Below are 16,091 nucleotides of genomic sequence, written 5' to 3' on the forward strand. Positions count from 1 at the left end.
GTCCTGTTCCCCGGCCTGCCCAGGCCCCGGGCCGGGGGCGCCCCCGGTCCGCGGCCCGACACCACGACGGCGCCGGGGGTCAGCACGGACCGCCCGCGCCGGAGCCTGTGCCCGCAAGCCCACAAGTATCGGGGGATCCACTGATGGACACCACGGCCGCCACGTACGCACCGGCCCACCACGGCGTCACCGTGCGGCACAACTTCGAGACCGCGCACCGGCTGCCGCACCTGGGCGGCAAGTGCACGAACCTGCACGGCCACTCCTGGTGGGTCGAGGTGTCGGCGGTCGCCCCGGCCCTCGACTCCAGCACGGTGGTCGAGTTCGGGGCGTTCAAGGCCGAACTGCGCTCCTGGATCGACACCCACCTGGACCACGGGGCGATGCTCGGCGTCGACGACCCGCTGGCCAAGGTGCTGGCCGACCACGGCAGCAAGCTGTTCCGTTTCGGCGCCCCCCAGCCGCTCCCCGCCGAGGAGTTCGCGGCGAACCTGCCCCACCCGACGGTGGAGGCCGTGGCCGTGCTCCTGGGCCGGGTGGCGATGGACGTCCTGGTGGGGCTGGGCCACGCGCCCGGCGCCAGGATCGAGGGCGTCCGCGTGACGGAGACCCATGTGAACAGCGCCCTGTGGCGCGGCGGGAGCGCGTGAGCGGTCCGCCCCGAGCAGTCCAGAGCCCCCAGCGCGAACGAGGAGTCGGAGCCGTGACCACCAGCGCTACCGCAGCACCGTCCGACCGCCCCCTGCCCGCCTCTCCCGAACAGACAGCCGCCGAGCACGCCCGTGCCATGCTGGAGGCCCTCGGCATCCCGTGCACCGGCGAGTCCATGCACCGCACGCCCGAGCGGTACGTCCGGGCGATCGCGGAGATGACCCGCGGGCTGCGCCTGGACCCGGACCGCCACCTGGGCGTGCTGTTCCCGGCGGAGTCCACCAGCCAGGGGATCATCGCGGCCGTGGACGTGCCGTTCGTGGCCCTGTGCGAGCACCACCTCCTGCCGTTCCCCGGCCGTGCCACGGTCGCCTACCTGCCGGCCCCGGGGGCGCGCATCGTCGGACTGTCCAAGCTGGCCCGTGTCCTGCAGGAGTACGCCGCCCGCCCGCAGGTGCAGGAGCGGATCGGCGAGCAGACGGTGGCCGCGCTCGACAAGAACCTGGACGTGCGGGGGGCGGCCTGCGTCATCCGGTCCCGGCACGCCTGCATGACCCTGCGCGGCGTGGAGGCGCACGGCGCCGCCATGCTCACCACGCACCTGACCGGGGAGCTGGAGACCGATCCGGCGCTGCGGGCCCAGGTGCTCTCCTACGGGCCGTCGGAAGCGGTATAGCGACCCCCCGCTGAAGGCCCTGGTCGGAGGCGCCACTCCGACCGGGGCCTTCGGTGTGTCCGCGGTGCGCCGCGGCACGGCCGTCCCGGCGCGGGGCCGGCACGGGCGCGGTTCAGGACGGGGAGCCGGTGGACGCACCGCCCTTGCGGGCGACGATCATCATGGTCTCCGGAGGGTGTCCGGGCTTCCCCCGGTCGGTGGTGGCGGAGTCGGGCCCGGGCATGTGGTGTGCCTCCACGCGCAGTCCCGCCGCGGCGAGCAGGCTCTCGACGCGCGCGGGGGAGAAGATCGTCAGGGCGTGACCGGACGTGGTGCGCCGCCACACATCCCCCTCCTCCCGGGCGAAGTAGTCGATGCGCAGGTCGACCGCCTCCGTGCCCGACGTGGAGCGTTCCGCCCGGAAGACCGACAGGCCGTCCTCGTGCTCGACCACCTTGGGCGCGCGGACGAGGGTCTCCGCCCCGGCCCGGTCCATCATGTCGAAGACGAACAGGCCGTCCGGCGCCAGTACACGTGCCGTGCTGCGGAAGGCGGCCGCCAGTTCCTCCTCGTCGGCCAGGTAGTTGAGTACCGCGCCCGTGCTCAGCACCGCGTCGAAGGGTCCCAGCGGGGGCAGGTCACGGGCGTCGCCCACGACGAACCGCACCCGCTCGGCGCCGGGCTTGGCCCTGGCCACCTCCAGCATACGCGCGGAGGAGTCCACCCCGGTGACCTCGAACCCGTCCTCTGCGAGCGGGATCGCGCCCTTGCCGGTGCCGCACCCCAGGTCCAGGAGGCGTCGGCCGGGTGTTCCGTGGTGCCGGAGCGCGCGCCGGCAGGTGGCGAGCAGGTCCGTGAGGTTGTGGTCCCTGGCCATGCGGTCGTAGGAGTCGGCCGCGACGTCGTAGTCGTTGTAGACGATCGTGTCCATGGGGGGAGTTGTTCCCGGAAAGCGGTCGGCGGGTGCGGCCGCGGTGCGGCTCCCACCGAGCCCGCCCGGTCTTGTCCGGACTCAGGTATTTCGTTCCGAGCTCCGACGCCGGATACGGGCATCCGATTCACGGGAAAGGGGCCTCTGAAGGGCAGGGGGTTGGACGGTTTGCCGGGTGCTTTTCCTTCCTCCCGGAAGCGTGTCTCCGGAAACTGGGACCACATGACGCACCCTCGTTGGAGGATGGTCGCTTTTTGCTCTTCCGGGTGTTGGGTCACGAGTTTCCCGGTGTGCCTCGGCGGGTCGAAGGGGGTCTTCCCGGAGTGGTCGGGGGCTGTGAGGGCGAAGCCCCCGAAGGAGGCTCTCACCCGGTTCCACGGGTTATGTGCGCGCCCGGGCAGGAGCGTCCCGCAGAGGAAAAACCACTGGGAATTCCTCCGTCGCGCGAATGCGGAGAGACGTTTCTCGGCGGGTGTGCGGCGGGTAGTAACCGATTGTCCTCCGAAACCGCAGGGAACGGCTCTTCGGTGTGGTGTTCCATCCCTCTTCATTGCGAAAGGCCGCATATGCCCTCCTCCTGTGCTCGTGTTCCCGGGGGTGGCGGCGCCCTCGCGCCGGGCGGGGTACGTCGATGAGCGCCCCCGACCCGTGTCGCGGCACCGTGCTGCGCGGGGCCGCACTGGTCCTGACGATGGACCCGGACATGGGCGAGGGGCCGCTCGGCACACTGGCGCACGCCGACGTCCTCATGGAGGACGGCGTGATCACGGCGGTCGGCCCCGACGTGCGCTGCGGTCCCGGCACGGAGGCCGTCGACGCGCGGGGACGCATCGTCCTCCCCGGGTTCGTCGACGCGCACACGCACCTGTGGCAGAGCGCCATCCGCGGACGCGGCGCCGAGCTGGGGTTCTACGACTGGTACGGAACGTGCGTGGGGCCGGCCCTTCCGGCGATCGGCCCCGAGGAGATGGACCGGTTCGTGCGGCTCTCCGCGGCCGACGCCCTCCAGTCGGGTGTGACCACCGTGGTCGACTGGGTGCCCGCCGTCGACTTCGCCGTGTCCGAGGCCTACGTGCGAGCGGTCGACGAGAGCGGACTGCGCTTCGTGCACGCCCCGTACCAGGAGCTGCCCGACATCGGCCTCGTCCGCAAGGTTGTACAGGACCTGGTGGGCCCGACCGCGCGGGGCACGGCGCAGGTGGGCTCGGCCGCCTGCCCGGGGTACGCGGACACGGTGCGCGCCCACGCCGACCTGGCCCGGGAACTGGGTGTGGGCCTCAACCTCCACCTGCTCGAACACCCCGACGACCGTGCGGACGACCCCGTCGGCATGCTCGAGGAGTCCGGCGCGCTGGGACCGCGCACGCTGCTCAACCACGTCATCCACATCACCGGCGCGGAACTGGACCTGCTCGCCCGCAGCGGCGCCGCCGTCGCCCACTGCCCCCTGAGCAACATGCGCCTGGCGACGGGGGTGATGCCGCTGCCCGAGTTCCGGAGGCGGGGGATCCGGGTCGGCCTGGGACAGGACGGCGGCACCAACGACTGCGGGGACATGTTCGCCTCGATGAAGGCGGCCGTGGGGCTGCAGAGGGCCGTCTCCCTGGACGCCGGGGTGTATCCCGGGCCCCGGGAGGCGTTGGCGATGGCCACCCTGGGCGGCGCCCGGGCGATCGGGGAGGCCGATCGCCTCGGATCGCTCACACCCGGCAAACGCGCGGACGTGGTCGTGCTCGAACCGCGGGCGCTGAACTTCGCCCCACGCGGTGACTGGCCGGCGCAACTGGTCCTCAACGGTCGCCCGGACAACGTCACGGACGTGTACGTGGACGGGATACCGCGCAAGAGCGGGGGGATGCTGACCGGCGTGGACGTGCCCCGCCTGGTGGCGGACGCGGAGGCCGCGGCCGACCGGGTGTGGACCTGAGCAGGCGCCCCACGGCGCGGGACGCCTGCTCGGGCCGGCCCCGCACACGGGGCGGGGCGATCCGGGTCAGAGCCGTTCGGCCTCGACGAGCCACGCCGGGTCGCCCCCGGCCGAGGACGGGGCGTCGAGGGCCGAGGCGCGCATGCTCCTGACCCACCACCCGGCCGCGGACAGGGACGTGCGCAGCTCGTGTTCGGAGAGGCGGCGCAGACCGGGGGCGGACTCGGGGGCGCGGTCGGAGAGGCCGAGGAGGACGAGCCGGGTCCCGGGGTGGCTCACCCCGTGCAGTGCCTCCAGGTACAGGGAGCGTTCGGAATCGTCGAGGCAGTGGAAGTGCGCGATGTCCACGACGGTGGCGAAGTCGCCGACCGACGCATCGATCCGTGTGGCGTCCTCGACGCGGAAGTCCACGGAGACCCCGGCCTCTCGCGCCCGCAGGGAGGCCTCCTCCACGGCGGTGGGGGAGACGTCGACGGCGACCACCCTGTGACCGTGGCGGGCGAGGTGGATGGCGTTGTCACCCAGCCCGCACCCGATCTCCAGCACCGGTGAGCGGATCCCTCCCTCGTCCTGGATCGCTACCAGCCCCCTCTGGGGGCCGGCGATGTCCCACGGAATGTCCTGGGGGCGTGCGGAGTCGTTCAGCCTGCTCCGGTAGAACACGTCGAAGTCGTTCTGGGTCATCGTTTCTCCGGTATTCATGAGGGTATTTCCCGGTCGAGTGGGGGCGGCATTGTTGTCGTTCTGCCGGGAATATTCGTTCGCAAGGGGGAAGGGAACGCCCTTTGCAGGACGGTAGCACCATGGTTGGCCGCTGTCCCCGCTTTGCGAATGCAGGGACCCCCTGTCTGCCCGGCCCGGATCGGAGTCCCCGGGTGGGACGACGTCGCAATGCCCGCCTGATGCGCCCCCGTGGTCCGGACACCGGACACCGGGCAGCGCATCGGGGCGCGGTCGGCGAAAGCCGCAAGTCCGATGATTTCCCTTTCCGGGAACTCCGAGCGGTTATCAGGCTCTTTCGGCGTCGGCCGCGAAGGCGAAATGACTTCCCCGCTCCTGAACCCGGCCCCGCGGGCGCCGCCCCGATAACCGGTGGCCATTGCGCGACGTGGAGAAGGCCCCCCGGGGGTCGCCGGGAACTCCGGGAAGCGCGCCGGGCCGCTCAGGCCCCGGTGAGGCTCACCCGCTCGAGGTAGGCGTCGCGGGAGGGGATCAGGTGGGCCCGGCACGTGCTCGCCAGGAGGCCGCGGTCCCCCTCGCGCAGCGCGTCCAGCATCCGTCCGTGCTCGTGCCGGCTGAGGCGCAGCGACTCCGTCGAGGTGACGGTGACCGAGCGGATGGCGTGGGCGACCCTGGCGTACCGGTTGATCGCCTCCATCAGGGCCTCGTTGTCGGACAGCGCGAACAGCTTGCGGTGGAACTCCATGTTCGCGGTCACCACGGCGCGCGGGTCGTTGGCCTCGACCGCGGCGTCGTGGCGCCGCTGGGCCTCGGCCAGGTCCTCCAGGCGCGCGGGATCGACGGGGAACTCGATGAGCTCGGCGGCCCGCACCTCCAGCAGGTCGCGCAGGACGTAGAGGTCCCTGACCTCCTTCGCCGTGAACGACCGGACGAAGGCCCCGGCGTTGGGCCGGCGCTCGACCACGCCCCGGGACTCCAGGACCTGGAGGGCCTGGCGCACGGCGTGCCTCTTGGCGTCGAAGCGCGCCATCAGCTCGTCCTCGACGAGGCGCTCGCGGGGGAAGCGGACCCCGATGACGATCTCCTCCTCGAGGAGGTCCGCCAGCCTCGCCCCGGTCATCCGGGCGGCGGTGGTGGCCTCGGCCGTCTCGGGCATCTGCGTGCTCCCTTCCCGGCCCCGTAGGCCTTCGCGCTGGTCCGCGTCCAACGGTACTTGCGCCGGGCACGCCTCCTGTGGTTCGCTCTGCGGTGTTCATCACACATATTATCGATAATGAGGGCAATAATGCAGGACGGACCTCCCGGGCTCCGGGGCAACCTCACCGACTACGGGGACAGCGGGTTCGCGCTCTTCCTCCGGAAGGCGTTCATCAAGGGCAGCGGGTACACCGACGACGCCCTGGACCGCACCGTCGTGGGCATCGTGGACACGGGCAGCGGCTTCAACCCCTGCCACGGCAACATGCCCCAGCTCATCGAGGCAGTGAAGCGGGGCGTCATGCTCGCGGGCGGCCTGCCGGTGGAGTTCCCCACCATCTCCGTGCACGAGGCGTTCTCCCAGCCCACGAGCATGTTCCTGCGCAACCTGATGTCGATGGACACCGAGGAGATGATCCGCGCACTCCCCGTCGACGCGGTCGTCCTCATCGGCGGCTGCGACAAGACCGTGCCCGCCCAGCTCATGGGCGCGGCCTCGGCCGGGAAACCCGCCATCCAGCTCGTCACCGGGTCGATGCTGACCGGCTCGCACCGCGGCGTCCGGGTCGGCGCGTGCACCGACTGCCGCTCCTTCTGGGGCCGCTACCGGGCCGAGGAGATCGACGACGAGGAGATCGCCGAGGTCAACGGGCGGTTGGTGGGCAGCGTGGGCACGTGCTCGGTCGCGGGCACCGCCAGCACCATGGCGTGCGTGGCCGAGGCACTGGGCGTCTCCCTCCCGGGCAGCGCGACCCCGCCCGCCGTCACCGCGGACCGCACGCGCTACGCCGAGATGACCGGCACCCGCGCGGTGGAGATGGCCCGTGAGGGCCTGACCGTCGACAGGATCCTCACGCGGGGCGCGTTCGAGAACGCCCTCCGGGTGCTCCTCGCCCTGGGCGGCTCCACCAACGGACTGGTGCACCTGGCCGCTGTGGCGGGCCGGCTCGGCTACTCGCTGGACCTGGAGCGGTTCGACGCCATGAGCAGGGAGACCCCGGTCCTGGTCGACCTCAAACCCGCCGGCGACCACTACATGGAGGACCTCCACCGCGCCGGGGGCGTCCCCAGGCTCCTGCTGGAGCTGCGCGACCTGCTCAACACCGACGAGCTCACGGTCACCGGCCGCACCCTCGGAGAGGAGCTCGACCGGGCCCCGGCGCCCTTCCCCCAGGAGGTCGTCCGCACCCGCTCCGCCCCGGTCTACCCCGCAGGGGGCATCGCGGTGCTGCGCGGCAACCTCGCCCCCAACGGCGCGATCATCAAACAGGCCGCCGCCGACCCCGTCCTCATGGAGCACCGGGGGCGCGCGGTCGTCTTCGAGGACTCCGAGGACCTCGCGCGCCGCATCGACGACGAGGACCTGGACGTGACCCCCGACGACGTGTTGGTGCTGCGCGGCATCGGCCCGATCGGCGCCCCCGGCATGCCGGAGGCCGGATACATCCCCATCCCCCGCAAACTGGCCCGCCAGGGGGTGAAGGACATGGTCCGCGTCTCCGACGGCCGCATGTCCGGGACGGCGGCGGGCACGATCGTCCTCCACGTCTCGCCGGAGGCCGCCGCCGGAGGCCCCCTCGCCCTCGTCCGCGACGGCGACACGATCCGGCTCAGCGTCGAGGAGCGCCTCATCCACCTCGACGTCCCCGACGACGAACTCGCCGCACGCGCCCAGGAGGCTCCGCGCGCCGCGGCCGCCCCCCGGCCGGGACGCGGGTACCGCAAGCTGTACGTCGACCACGTCAACCAGGCCGAGCACGGGTGCGACTTCGACTTCCTGAGATCGGAGACAGACCGGGGCGCCGTCCCCGGCGCCCCCGCGGTCCCAGGGGCCGGCGGCGGAGGAGCGCATGTCTGAGACAGCCTGGATTCTGACCGCCTCGGTCCTGGCCGTGGTGCTCCTGCTCCTGCTCATCATCAGGTTCAGGTTCCAGCCCTTCGTCGCCCTGCTGGTCGCCGCGATCACCTTCGGCCTGGCGACCGGAACGGCCCCGCTCGATCTCGCCGAGCAGATCGTCGACCGCATGGGCGGCGCCCTGGGCCAGGTGGCCCTGATCATCGGGCTCGGCGCCATCTTCGGCGAGGTGCTGCAACGGGCGGGGGCGGCCGAGCGCCTGGCCACGACCCTGGTGGAGAGGGTCCCCGACCGCTACCTCTCCTGGGCCCTGGGCCTGGCCGGCTTCCTCGTCTCGATCGCCGTCTTCATCGACGTCGCGATCGTCATCCTCGTCCCCCTGCTCTACGCGATCGCGCGGCGTACGGGCCGCTCCCTGCTCTACTACGGCATCCCCCTGTGCGCCGGGCTGAGCGTCACCCACACCTTCATCCCGCCCACGCCGGGGCCGATCGCCACGGCGGGCATCCTGGGGGCGGACCTCGGCCTCGTGATCGTCTACGGCGTGGTCTGCGGCCTGCCCGCGATGGCGGTGGCGGGCCCGCTCTTCGGCCGGTTCGTCGCGAAGCGGATCTTCGTCCCGGTCCCCGCCGGGGCCGACGCCGTCAGTGTCACCGCCGGCAACGGGGCGGAGGGGGCGCGAAGCGGTTCCGGAGAGGGCCCGTCCGCCTCCGGCGGGGCCGAGGACGGCGCGGTCGACCCGCTGCCGAGCTTCGGTTCCGTCCTCGGAGCCCTCTTGCTCCCCCTGGCCCTGATCCTGGGCGGAACCACCAGCAGCCTCCTGCTGCCCGAGGGCGCCCCGGCCGCCACTGTCCTCGGGTTCGTCGGACACCCGGTGATCGCGCTCCTGCTCACCTGCCTGTACACCCTCTGGTTCTTCGGGGTGCGCAAGGGGCGCTCGGGCAAGGAGCTCCAGGACATGGCGACCAAGGCGCTGGCGCCCGCGGGCGTGATCATCCTGATCACCGGCGCCGGCGGGGTGTTCGGCGGACTGCTGGTCGACTCGGGCCTCGGCGAGGTGCTGGCCGCGGGGATGCAGCAGATCAACATGCCGATCGTGCTCTTCGGCTTCCTCGCGGCCGCGGTCATCCGCGTCTCGCAGGGGTCCGGGACCGTCGCCATGATCACCGGCGCGACGCTGACGGCGCCCCTGCTGGAGACGATCGGGGCGAGCCCGTCGCTCGCGGCGCTGACCTGTGTCGCCATCGCGTGCGGCGGAACGGCGTTCTCCCACGTGAACGACTCGGGCTTCTGGATGGCCAACCGCTATCTCGGGATGTCGGTCGGGGACACGCTCAGGTCGTGGACCGTGATGAAGACCCTGGTCGGACTGACGGGCCTCACCGTGGCGCTCGTCCTCACCCTGTTCGTCACCTGAGCCGCGGCCCCGGTGGAGGAGCACCCGGAGCGCCCCTCCACCGGGACACGGGCCGCGGGCACCGGGTCCTCCCCGCCCCCTCGTGCGCGCCGGGCCGCGGACCGCGGCCGAACGCGCGGGGGAGTGCCCGCGGCGTCCCGCCCGCACCCTCTTCCCCGCACCGGAGGCAAGAAGGCGCGGGCCTAGACTGAGCGGGTGTTCGGGAGAGTCCAGGGGTGGTTGCGGCGGCACGAAACGCTCGTCGACGCGCTGTGTGTGGCCCCGTTCCTGGCGTGGTGCCTGATGAGGACACTCTCCTACGCCGGCCCGGACGACCCCGGCCATCTCACCGCGGCCGTCCGGATCGCCTTCACGCTCGTGCTGCTGCTGCCCCTGGCGCTGCGGCGCAGGTATCCGGCGGGGGTCTTCGCGACCGTCGCCGCGGCGACCGTTCTGCAGCTGGCGTTCGGCGTCGACCTGTTCCTGGCCGAACTCGCCGTCGTCGCAGCCATGTACACGGTGGCCGCACACCGCCGCCTCGCGCCGGCGCTGGCCGCTCTGGCCGTGGTCGAGCTCTGCCTGCTGCTGATGATCGTGGGCTCTCCCTATGCGGACCGGGGCTCCTGGACCGTGTTCGTGTTCTACACGTTCTTCATCATGCTCTGCTGGGTCACCGGCCTCTACACGAACGTGCGCCGCAGCCACCTCATCGGCCTGGAGGAGCGCGCGCAGTGGCTCGAGCGCGAGCGCGACGCCCGTGCCCGGGCGGCCATCGCCGAGGAGCGCGCGCGTATCGCCCGGGAGCTGCACGACGTGGTGGCCCACAACGTGAGTGTGATGGTGGTGCAGGCCGACGGCGCCGCATACGCGATCGATGACGATCCCGCGCGGGCCAGGACCGCGATGGAGACCGTTTCCGAGGTGGGTCGGACGGCCCTGTCCGAGATGCGCGGCATCCTCGGGGTGCTCCGCGAGGGGGAACACGAGGAAGGGTTCACACCCCGGCCCGGTGTGGAGCAGTTGGACCAGTTGTTCGCCCAGGTCCGCCGTGCCGGGCTCCAGGTGGAGTACACCGTGGACGGCCCCGTCCGGCAGCTGTCGGCAGGGGCGGGGCTCGTCGTCCACCGGGTGGTGCAGGAGGCGCTGACCAACACCCTCAAGCACGCCGGACCCGGGACGGTCCGCGCCAGGGTACGCCTGCGCTTCGGGGACGACGCCCTGGAGGTCCGGATCCTCGACGACGGGCGCGGCGCGGCCGTGCCGGCGGGGGCGGGCCCCGGGGAGGGGCGCGGTCTGACCGGCATGCGGGAGCGGGTGTCCGTGTACGGGGGCTCCCTGCGAGCCGGGCCGTGCCCGGACGGGGGATACGAGGTCGTGGCGTCGCTGCCGATGCGGGCGATCACCACGTGAGGGAACCAGAAGGGAACGCACCTGTGGGCACACCGCCCCGAGACCGGCGCCCGGAGGTGATCCGCGTCGTCCTCGTGGACGACCAGGAACTGGTCAGAACGGGTTTCGGCATGGTCCTGGACACCCAACCCGACATCCGGGTCGTCGGTGAGGCCGGCGACGGGCACACCGCGCTCGAACTCCTGCGCACCCTCACCGCCGACGTCGCACTCGTCGACGTCCGCATGCCCGGCATGGACGGCATCAAGGCCACACGCCGCATCTGCGCCGACGGCGGAGGGCCGCGGGTGCTGATCCTGACCACCTTCGACATGGACGAGTACGCCTACGCGGCCCTGAGGGCCGGGGCGAGCGGTTTCCTGCTCAAGGACGCCCGGACGCAGGACCTGCTGTCGGCGATCCGCTCCGTCCACTCCGGCGACGCGGTGGTCGCCCCCAGCACGACGCGGCGCCTCCTCGACCGTTTCGCGGGCCACCTGCCCACCGGTGACGGGAGGCCGCCCACCCCCGAGTCCCTCGGCGTGCTGACCCCGCGCGAGAGGGAGGTGCTCGCCCTGGTGGCCCGAGCGCTGTCGAACACCGAGATAGCCGACCGGCTGCACGTGTCCGAGGCCACGGTCAAGACGCACGTGGGGCGGATCCTGACCAAGCTCGACCTGCGCGACCGCCTCCAGGCGGTGGTCCTCGCCTACGAGACCGGCCTGGTCGGCGTGCCCCGGTCCTGACACGCCCGCGCCTCCCCGGGGCCCGTGGGAGCGCCACCGGCACACCGCCCGCCCCGGGTGTCGGCCCCGACCTTCGACACGGGTGCGCCTGCCACCTGGGGACCAGGGCGGCGCCCCGGTCCTCCTGGAGGATGACGGAAAAGGTCATCCCCCGGCGAGATGTCCGGAGACCGCCCCGCGGACATGCTGGACCTGTGTCTCACATGATCACGACCCATGACCTGGGCAAGACGTACGGCGACCGAACGGTGGTCGCGAACCTGGACCTGCGCGTGCCCGAGGGGTGCGTGTACGGATTCCTCGGCCCCAACGGGTCGGGGAAGACCACCACGATGAAGATGCTCCTGTCCCTGGTGCGCCCCACCACGGGCGAGATCCGCATCATGGGCCGCCCCATGGAGCGTTCCACCCGCCGCGAACTGCTGGGCCGCATCGGTGCGCTCATCGAGACCCCGCCCTCGTACGAGCACCTCACGGGCCGGGAGAACATGCGCCTGGTGAAGCGGCTCCTGGACCTCGACGACGGCCGGACCACCCGGGCGGTGCGGACCGTGCGCCTGCAGGACCACCTCGACAAGCCGGTCCGCGACTACTCGCTCGGCATGAGGCAACGGCTGGGCATCGCGATGGCCCTGGCCCGCGAACCCCGGCTGCTGATCCTCGACGAACCCACCAACGGCCTCGACCCCGCCGGCATCGAGGAGATCCGCCGCCTCCTCGCGCAGCTGGCCGGGGACGGGACCACCGTGATGGTCTCCAGCCACCTGCTGGGCGAGATCGACCGGACGGCCACCGTGCTCGGCATCCTCGGCGAGGGCCGCATGCTCTTCCAGGGCACACGCGACCAGCTCCTCGCGAGGTCCACCCCCGACGTGCTGATCGACACCCCCGAACCCGAGCGGGCGACCGCGCTCGCCGCCCGGTGGAGCGCGTACCGGGACGGCCCCGCCGTGCGCCTGCCCGGACTCGACCGGACGGACACGGCCCGCGTGGTGGCCCATCTCGTGCACGAGCGCGTCGACGTCCACGGAGTGCGCCGCGATGCCCAGTCCCTCGAGGACGTCTTCATGGACCTCACCGGAGGGCGGGGCCTGTGATCGGCCGTGCCGTGGCGAACGAGTTCGCCAAGATGCGCCGCCTGCGCGTCGTGCCCGTGGCGGCCGCGATGACGGTCGGTGTCGTCGCACTGTCCTGCTACGCACTCGCGGCGCCGGGTTTCCCGGAGTCGGTGGACGACCCCGCCGCGCGGCCCTGGCAGTGGCTGCTCGGAAACATGGCGATGGCGGTGCTGCTGGTCTCGCCCGTCCTGTTGGCGGTGCTGGCCAGTCGACAGGTCGACATCGAGCACCGGGGAGGCGGCTGGCTGCTCTCCCAGACCTCGGGGCTGCCCCCCGGGGCCCTGTGCCGGGCCAAGTTCGCGGCCTCCGGCGCGGTCGTGGTGGCGGCCACCCTGGCCCAGAGCGGCCTGGTGGCCGCCATCGGCGGGCTGGTGGGCATCACGGTGCCCTTTCCGGCCGGGCAGTGGCTCGGGTACACCGCCTCGGCCGTCGTCGTGAACCTGGTGCTCTTCGCACTCCACCTCTGGCTGGCGGCACGGACCGGCAACCAGCTCGTGGGGCTCGGGGTCGGGGTGCTGGGCGTGTTCGTGGCCGTCTCCGGCACGGGGATGTCCACGGGGGTCGCCCACCTCCTTCCCCCGTGGGGGTACTACGCGCTGGTCATGCCGGTCGACGTCCGCGAGGCCGGCGTGGTCTCCCTGGACCCGCCGCACCTGAGCGTGGCCGCACTCGGGGTCGCGGGCGGGGCCCTGTTCCTGTTCGCCACCCGCCTGTTCGACCGTCAGGAGGTCTGAGCCATGGGTTCGGTCCGAGCCGAGTTCCTCAAGTTGAGGCGTTCCCGGAGCTGGGTCGTGGTGGTGCTCCTGCCGCTGACGGCCGTCGTCGCGGGAGCGGTCAACACGGTCGTCGCCGGTGAGCCGCTCGAAGACCACTGGCACACCCTGTGGTTGCGGGTGGCGGTCTTCTACGGCTTGTTCCCCCTGGCCCTCGGCGTGGCCGTCCTGGCCTCGCTGGTCTGGCGCGTCGAGCACCGCGGCGGCAACTGGAACGCGCTGATGGGCCGCCAGGTGTCGAGCCTCCACGTGGTGGTCGGCAAGACGGCGGTGCTGGCGGCGCTCGCCGCGGCCATGCAGGCGGTGCTGGTGGCGGGCGTCGTCGTGGTCGGCAAGCTGGTGTTCGCGCTCCCCGGCACCCTGCCGCCCGAGTACTTCCTGGTCAGCGCCGCCGTCGTGCTGGCGTGCCTGCCGGTGGCGGCGTTCCAGTCCGGTCTGTCGATGCTCATGAGGTCCTTCGCCGCTCCCATCGCCGTGGCACTCCTGGCGTCGGCCGCGGGGATGCTGCTGTGGGCGACCCGTATCGAGGCCCTGGCGCTGCTCCTGCCCCACGGCCTGGTCGGCCGGGTCACGCAGATGGGGACGGGGATGCTCGCGGACAGCGGGACCGTCACGGCCGGTGCGGTGACCTCCGTCGCCCTGGTCGCCCTCGGTCTCACCGCGGTGGCGACCCTGGGTACCGCGGCCGTTCTGGACCGGCGCGACATCCGCTGACCGGGAGCCGCCCGGCGGGGGCGGTCCCGCCGGGCGTCCCGGGGGAGGGGAGGGCACTGCGACGATTCCGCCGGTCCTGGCTCCCGTATCCGCACCCGACCCCGTACGGTCGTCCCACGGACGCGTAGATCACCAACCAGTGGTCCCGTTCGGCGTCGTGCAGCATCTCGCTCTGGAAGGTCTGCCACCCCCGGGTCGGGTGGAACAGGTGCTTGACGGCGGAGTGTCCCACCCCGACCTCCCCCTGGGCCCACAGGGACCGGAAATCGGCACTGGTCGCCGAGAGTTCCGCGTGCAGGGACCTCAGGTACCCGTCGTCGGGGTAGCGGCCCATCGCCGAGCGCAGCTCCGCCGTGGCCCATCGGGCGTACCGGTGCGCCCCCTCCTCGCCGAGGACATGGCGGGCGTGGGAGGTGAACGTCTTCGGCCCGCCCGCGGTGTTCCAGGCCGTGCTGCCGCTGCTTCGCGCCTCCTCCGACGCACGCGTCGTGAACGTCACGAGCGCGATGGGCTCGCTGACCACCATGGGGGATCCGGCCTTCGCGTTCCACCGTGCCTTCGAACCGGTCTACTCCGCGTCCAAGACAGCGCTCAACGCCGTGACGCTGGCCATGATGGTCGAGCTCGAAGAGACCGACATCAAGGTCAACCTCGTCTCGCCGGGGTTCGCGAACACCGCGCTGGTCGAGTTCGAGGGGACGGAGACGGTCGGGGACGCTTCCCGGGAGGTGGTGCGGGTGGCCCGCCTCGGCCCCGACGGGCCGAGCGGCACCTTCACCTCCTGGGAGGGTGCGGACATCCCCTGGTGACCACCACCGACAGCCGCCGCTCAGCCGTGCCGGGGAGCCGGACAGGCACAGAACCCCAGAGATGGGCGTGCTCGGGGGCTGTCGTGGTGTCACCGTGGCCTCCGGCGGGGTCTGCCGCCGCAACCTGTGGCGGCCCTCCTCCGCCCGGCTGCCCGCGGTTGTCCGTGGCTCCGGGGGAACCGGGCCCACGGGGTCGGGCTAGGACCCTGAGGACGGCGGTTCCTCCCGTGCCCCGGTGGTGCGGACAGGGCGGTTCGCCCTGCGGTAGGTCAGTTTGCGCAGCAGGACCTCGGCGGGTCCGCGCCTGCCCGCCCGGTCGAGCAGATACGCCGCGAGGACGGTCAGCAGCCAGGTGCCCAAGGCCACCAGGACCGCCGACCAGCTGGACAGGTGCACCCCCAGGCCCAGCCCCCACGCCGCCAGCAGGGGCGCGAAGACCGCCGACTGGGCGAGGTAGCCGCTCAGGGAGCGCCGGCCCAGGGCCACCAGGGCCCGGACCGGCAGGGACGGCCCGCCCCTTCGACCGGCGAGCCGGTGCGCCAGGAGACCGAAGAGCGCGGCGTAGCCCACCCCGGTGAAGATCCCGGTGTAGAAGTGCACCGCGGCCACCGCCGGGCCGTACACCGGGTCCAGCACCCCCACGTGCTGCAGGCCCAGCACCAGCCCGGGGACCCACCCGGCGGCGATGCCCCACACGGCCACCCGGCGCAGCAGGGGCAGGTGCCGTTCCGGGTCCTCCAGGAACCGGTGCCGTGCCGCGAGCAGACCGATCAGGAACACGGTGGGCAGGGCCAGGGAGGCCAGCCCCGAGCCCAGCCCGAAGACCCAGGTGGGCAGGCGCACCGCGGCGGAGAGCAGGTAGCCGGTCTCGGCGATGCTGGCCCGTTGCAGGCCGGCCGCGTCCACCCCGGGCGCGCCCGCCGGCGCGGCCAGCGTGGCGAGCACCGACAGGGCGGTGAACAGGGCCCCCGCTGTGAGCAGGACGGCGGTCCAGGCCTTGAGGGTGCGGTCGGTGCGGTGCAGGAACAGCGGCACCATGAGCAGGCCGATGAGGCCGTAGGTGCCGATGATGTCGCCCTGCCACAGCAGCAGGGCGTGCACGGCGCCCAGGGCGAGCATCCACAGGTGGCGTGTGCGCAGGATCCTGCGGGCGGCCTCGTCCCGGGTTCCGTGGGCTTTCTGGCGGGCGTACATCTGCCCGATGCCGTAGGCGAACAGGAACCCGAACATGGTGTGGGTGCGGGCGTCC

15 protein-coding genes and 1 pseudogene are annotated in these 16,091 nt (G+C 72.5%); 11 read left to right on the forward strand and 5 right to left on the reverse strand.

What is annotated here, in order from left to right:
- Nucleotides 1–143 precede the first annotated feature (143 nt).
- Both ABZ234_RS32655 and folE read left to right on the forward strand, forming a co-directional pair.
- Entirely contained in the window at nt 144–650 is a 507-nt protein-coding gene (locus ABZ234_RS32655) for a 6-carboxytetrahydropterin synthase (RefSeq protein ID WP_267945175.1), read from the forward strand.
- Nucleotides 651–703: 53 nt separating this feature from the next.
- The gene (gene folE, locus ABZ234_RS32660; RefSeq protein WP_355014610.1) at nt 704–1,327 is read left to right on the forward strand and encodes a GTP cyclohydrolase I; all 624 of its coding nucleotides are present in this window, start codon (nt 704–706) and stop codon (nt 1,325–1,327) included.
- A 112-nt stretch (nt 1,328–1,439) separates the two neighbouring features.
- Here folE and ABZ234_RS32665 read toward each other — a convergent pair whose 3' ends face one another.
- Nucleotides 1,440–2,237 carry a class I SAM-dependent methyltransferase gene (locus ABZ234_RS32665; protein ID WP_355014611.1) on the reverse strand — a complete coding sequence of 266 codons (798 nt, stop codon included), beginning with the start codon at nt 2,235–2,237 and terminating at the stop codon, nt 1,440–1,442.
- Nucleotides 2,238–2,868: 631 nt separating this feature from the next.
- Between ABZ234_RS32665 and ABZ234_RS32670 the strand changes: the two genes are divergently transcribed.
- Nucleotides 2,869–4,164, forward strand: coding sequence for an amidohydrolase family protein (locus ABZ234_RS32670; protein ID WP_355014612.1), 1,296 nt, complete (start codon nt 2,869–2,871; stop codon nt 4,162–4,164).
- A gap of 66 nt (nt 4,165–4,230) precedes the next feature.
- Here the strand turns inward: ABZ234_RS32670 and ABZ234_RS32675 are convergent, their stop codons facing one another.
- Nucleotides 4,231–4,848: a class I SAM-dependent methyltransferase gene (locus ABZ234_RS32675; protein WP_267945171.1), complete on the reverse strand. Its 618-nt coding sequence runs from the start codon at nt 4,846–4,848 to the stop codon at nt 4,231–4,233.
- A 478-nt stretch (nt 4,849–5,326) separates the two neighbouring features.
- On the reverse strand, nt 5,327–6,001 hold the full coding sequence (locus ABZ234_RS32680; RefSeq protein ID WP_355014613.1) for a GntR family transcriptional regulator: 675 nt from the start codon (nt 5,999–6,001) through the stop codon (nt 5,327–5,329).
- 129 nt (nt 6,002–6,130) lie between these two features.
- Here ABZ234_RS32680 and ABZ234_RS32685 point away from each other — a divergent pair, with 129 nt between their 5' ends.
- The 7 genes from ABZ234_RS32685 to ABZ234_RS32715 all read left to right on the forward strand — a co-directional run bounded on the left by ABZ234_RS32685 (nt 6,131) and on the right by ABZ234_RS32715 (nt 14,033).
- Nucleotides 6,131–7,900 carry an IlvD/Edd family dehydratase gene (locus tag ABZ234_RS32685; RefSeq protein WP_355014614.1) on the forward strand — a complete coding sequence of 590 codons (1,770 nt, stop codon included), beginning with the start codon at nt 6,131–6,133 and terminating at the stop codon, nt 7,898–7,900.
- Entirely contained in the window at nt 7,893–9,314 is a 1,422-nt protein-coding gene (locus ABZ234_RS32690) for a gluconate:H+ symporter (RefSeq protein ID WP_355014615.1), read from the forward strand. The genes ABZ234_RS32685 and ABZ234_RS32690 overlap by 8 nt, the downstream gene beginning before the upstream one ends.
- A gap of 195 nt (nt 9,315–9,509) precedes the next feature.
- A complete protein-coding gene (locus ABZ234_RS32695) occupies nt 9,510–10,703 on the forward strand; it encodes a histidine kinase (RefSeq protein ID WP_355014616.1) in 1,194 nt (397 codons plus the stop codon).
- A 56-nt stretch (nt 10,704–10,759) separates the two neighbouring features.
- Nucleotides 10,760–11,428: a response regulator transcription factor gene (locus ABZ234_RS32700; RefSeq protein WP_355014621.1), complete on the forward strand. Its 669-nt coding sequence runs from the start codon at nt 10,760–10,762 to the stop codon at nt 11,426–11,428.
- A 194-nt stretch (nt 11,429–11,622) separates the two neighbouring features.
- The gene (locus ABZ234_RS32705; RefSeq protein ID WP_355014617.1) at nt 11,623–12,525 is read left to right on the forward strand and encodes an ATP-binding cassette domain-containing protein; all 903 of its coding nucleotides are present in this window, start codon (nt 11,623–11,625) and stop codon (nt 12,523–12,525) included.
- Nucleotides 12,522–13,280, forward strand: coding sequence for an ABC transporter permease (locus ABZ234_RS32710; protein WP_355014618.1), 759 nt, complete (start codon nt 12,522–12,524; stop codon nt 13,278–13,280). Before ABZ234_RS32705 ends, ABZ234_RS32710 begins: the two co-directional genes overlap by 4 nt.
- Nucleotides 13,281–13,283: 3 nt before the next feature.
- Entirely contained in the window at nt 13,284–14,033 is a 750-nt protein-coding gene (locus ABZ234_RS32715; RefSeq protein WP_355014619.1) for an ABC transporter permease, read from the forward strand.
- Here ABZ234_RS32715 and ABZ234_RS32720 read toward each other — a convergent pair.
- Nucleotides 13,975–14,559 (reverse strand): hypothetical protein, encoded by a 585-nt coding sequence (locus ABZ234_RS32720; protein ID WP_355014622.1) that lies wholly within the window; start codon nt 14,557–14,559, stop codon nt 13,975–13,977. The two genes, ABZ234_RS32715 and ABZ234_RS32720, sit on opposite strands and share 59 nt — an antisense overlap.
- Between ABZ234_RS32720 and ABZ234_RS32725 the strand changes: the two are divergent.
- Nucleotides 14,444–14,842 (forward strand): annotated as a pseudogene (locus tag ABZ234_RS32725) (SDR family NAD(P)-dependent oxidoreductase); the annotation flags it as partial. The gene ABZ234_RS32720 and the pseudogene ABZ234_RS32725 overlap by 116 nt on opposite strands.
- 198 nt (nt 14,843–15,040) lie before the next feature.
- Here the strand turns inward: ABZ234_RS32725 and ABZ234_RS32730 are convergent.
- A partial coding sequence (locus ABZ234_RS32730; RefSeq protein ID WP_355014620.1) for a DUF418 domain-containing protein occupies nt 15,041–16,091 on the reverse strand: 1,051 nt, incomplete at its 5' end.

The organism is Nocardiopsis sp. NPDC006198 (assembly GCF_040613895.1).
GTDB classification, from domain to species: Bacteria; Actinomycetota; Actinomycetes; order Streptosporangiales; family Streptosporangiaceae; genus Nocardiopsis; species Nocardiopsis tropica.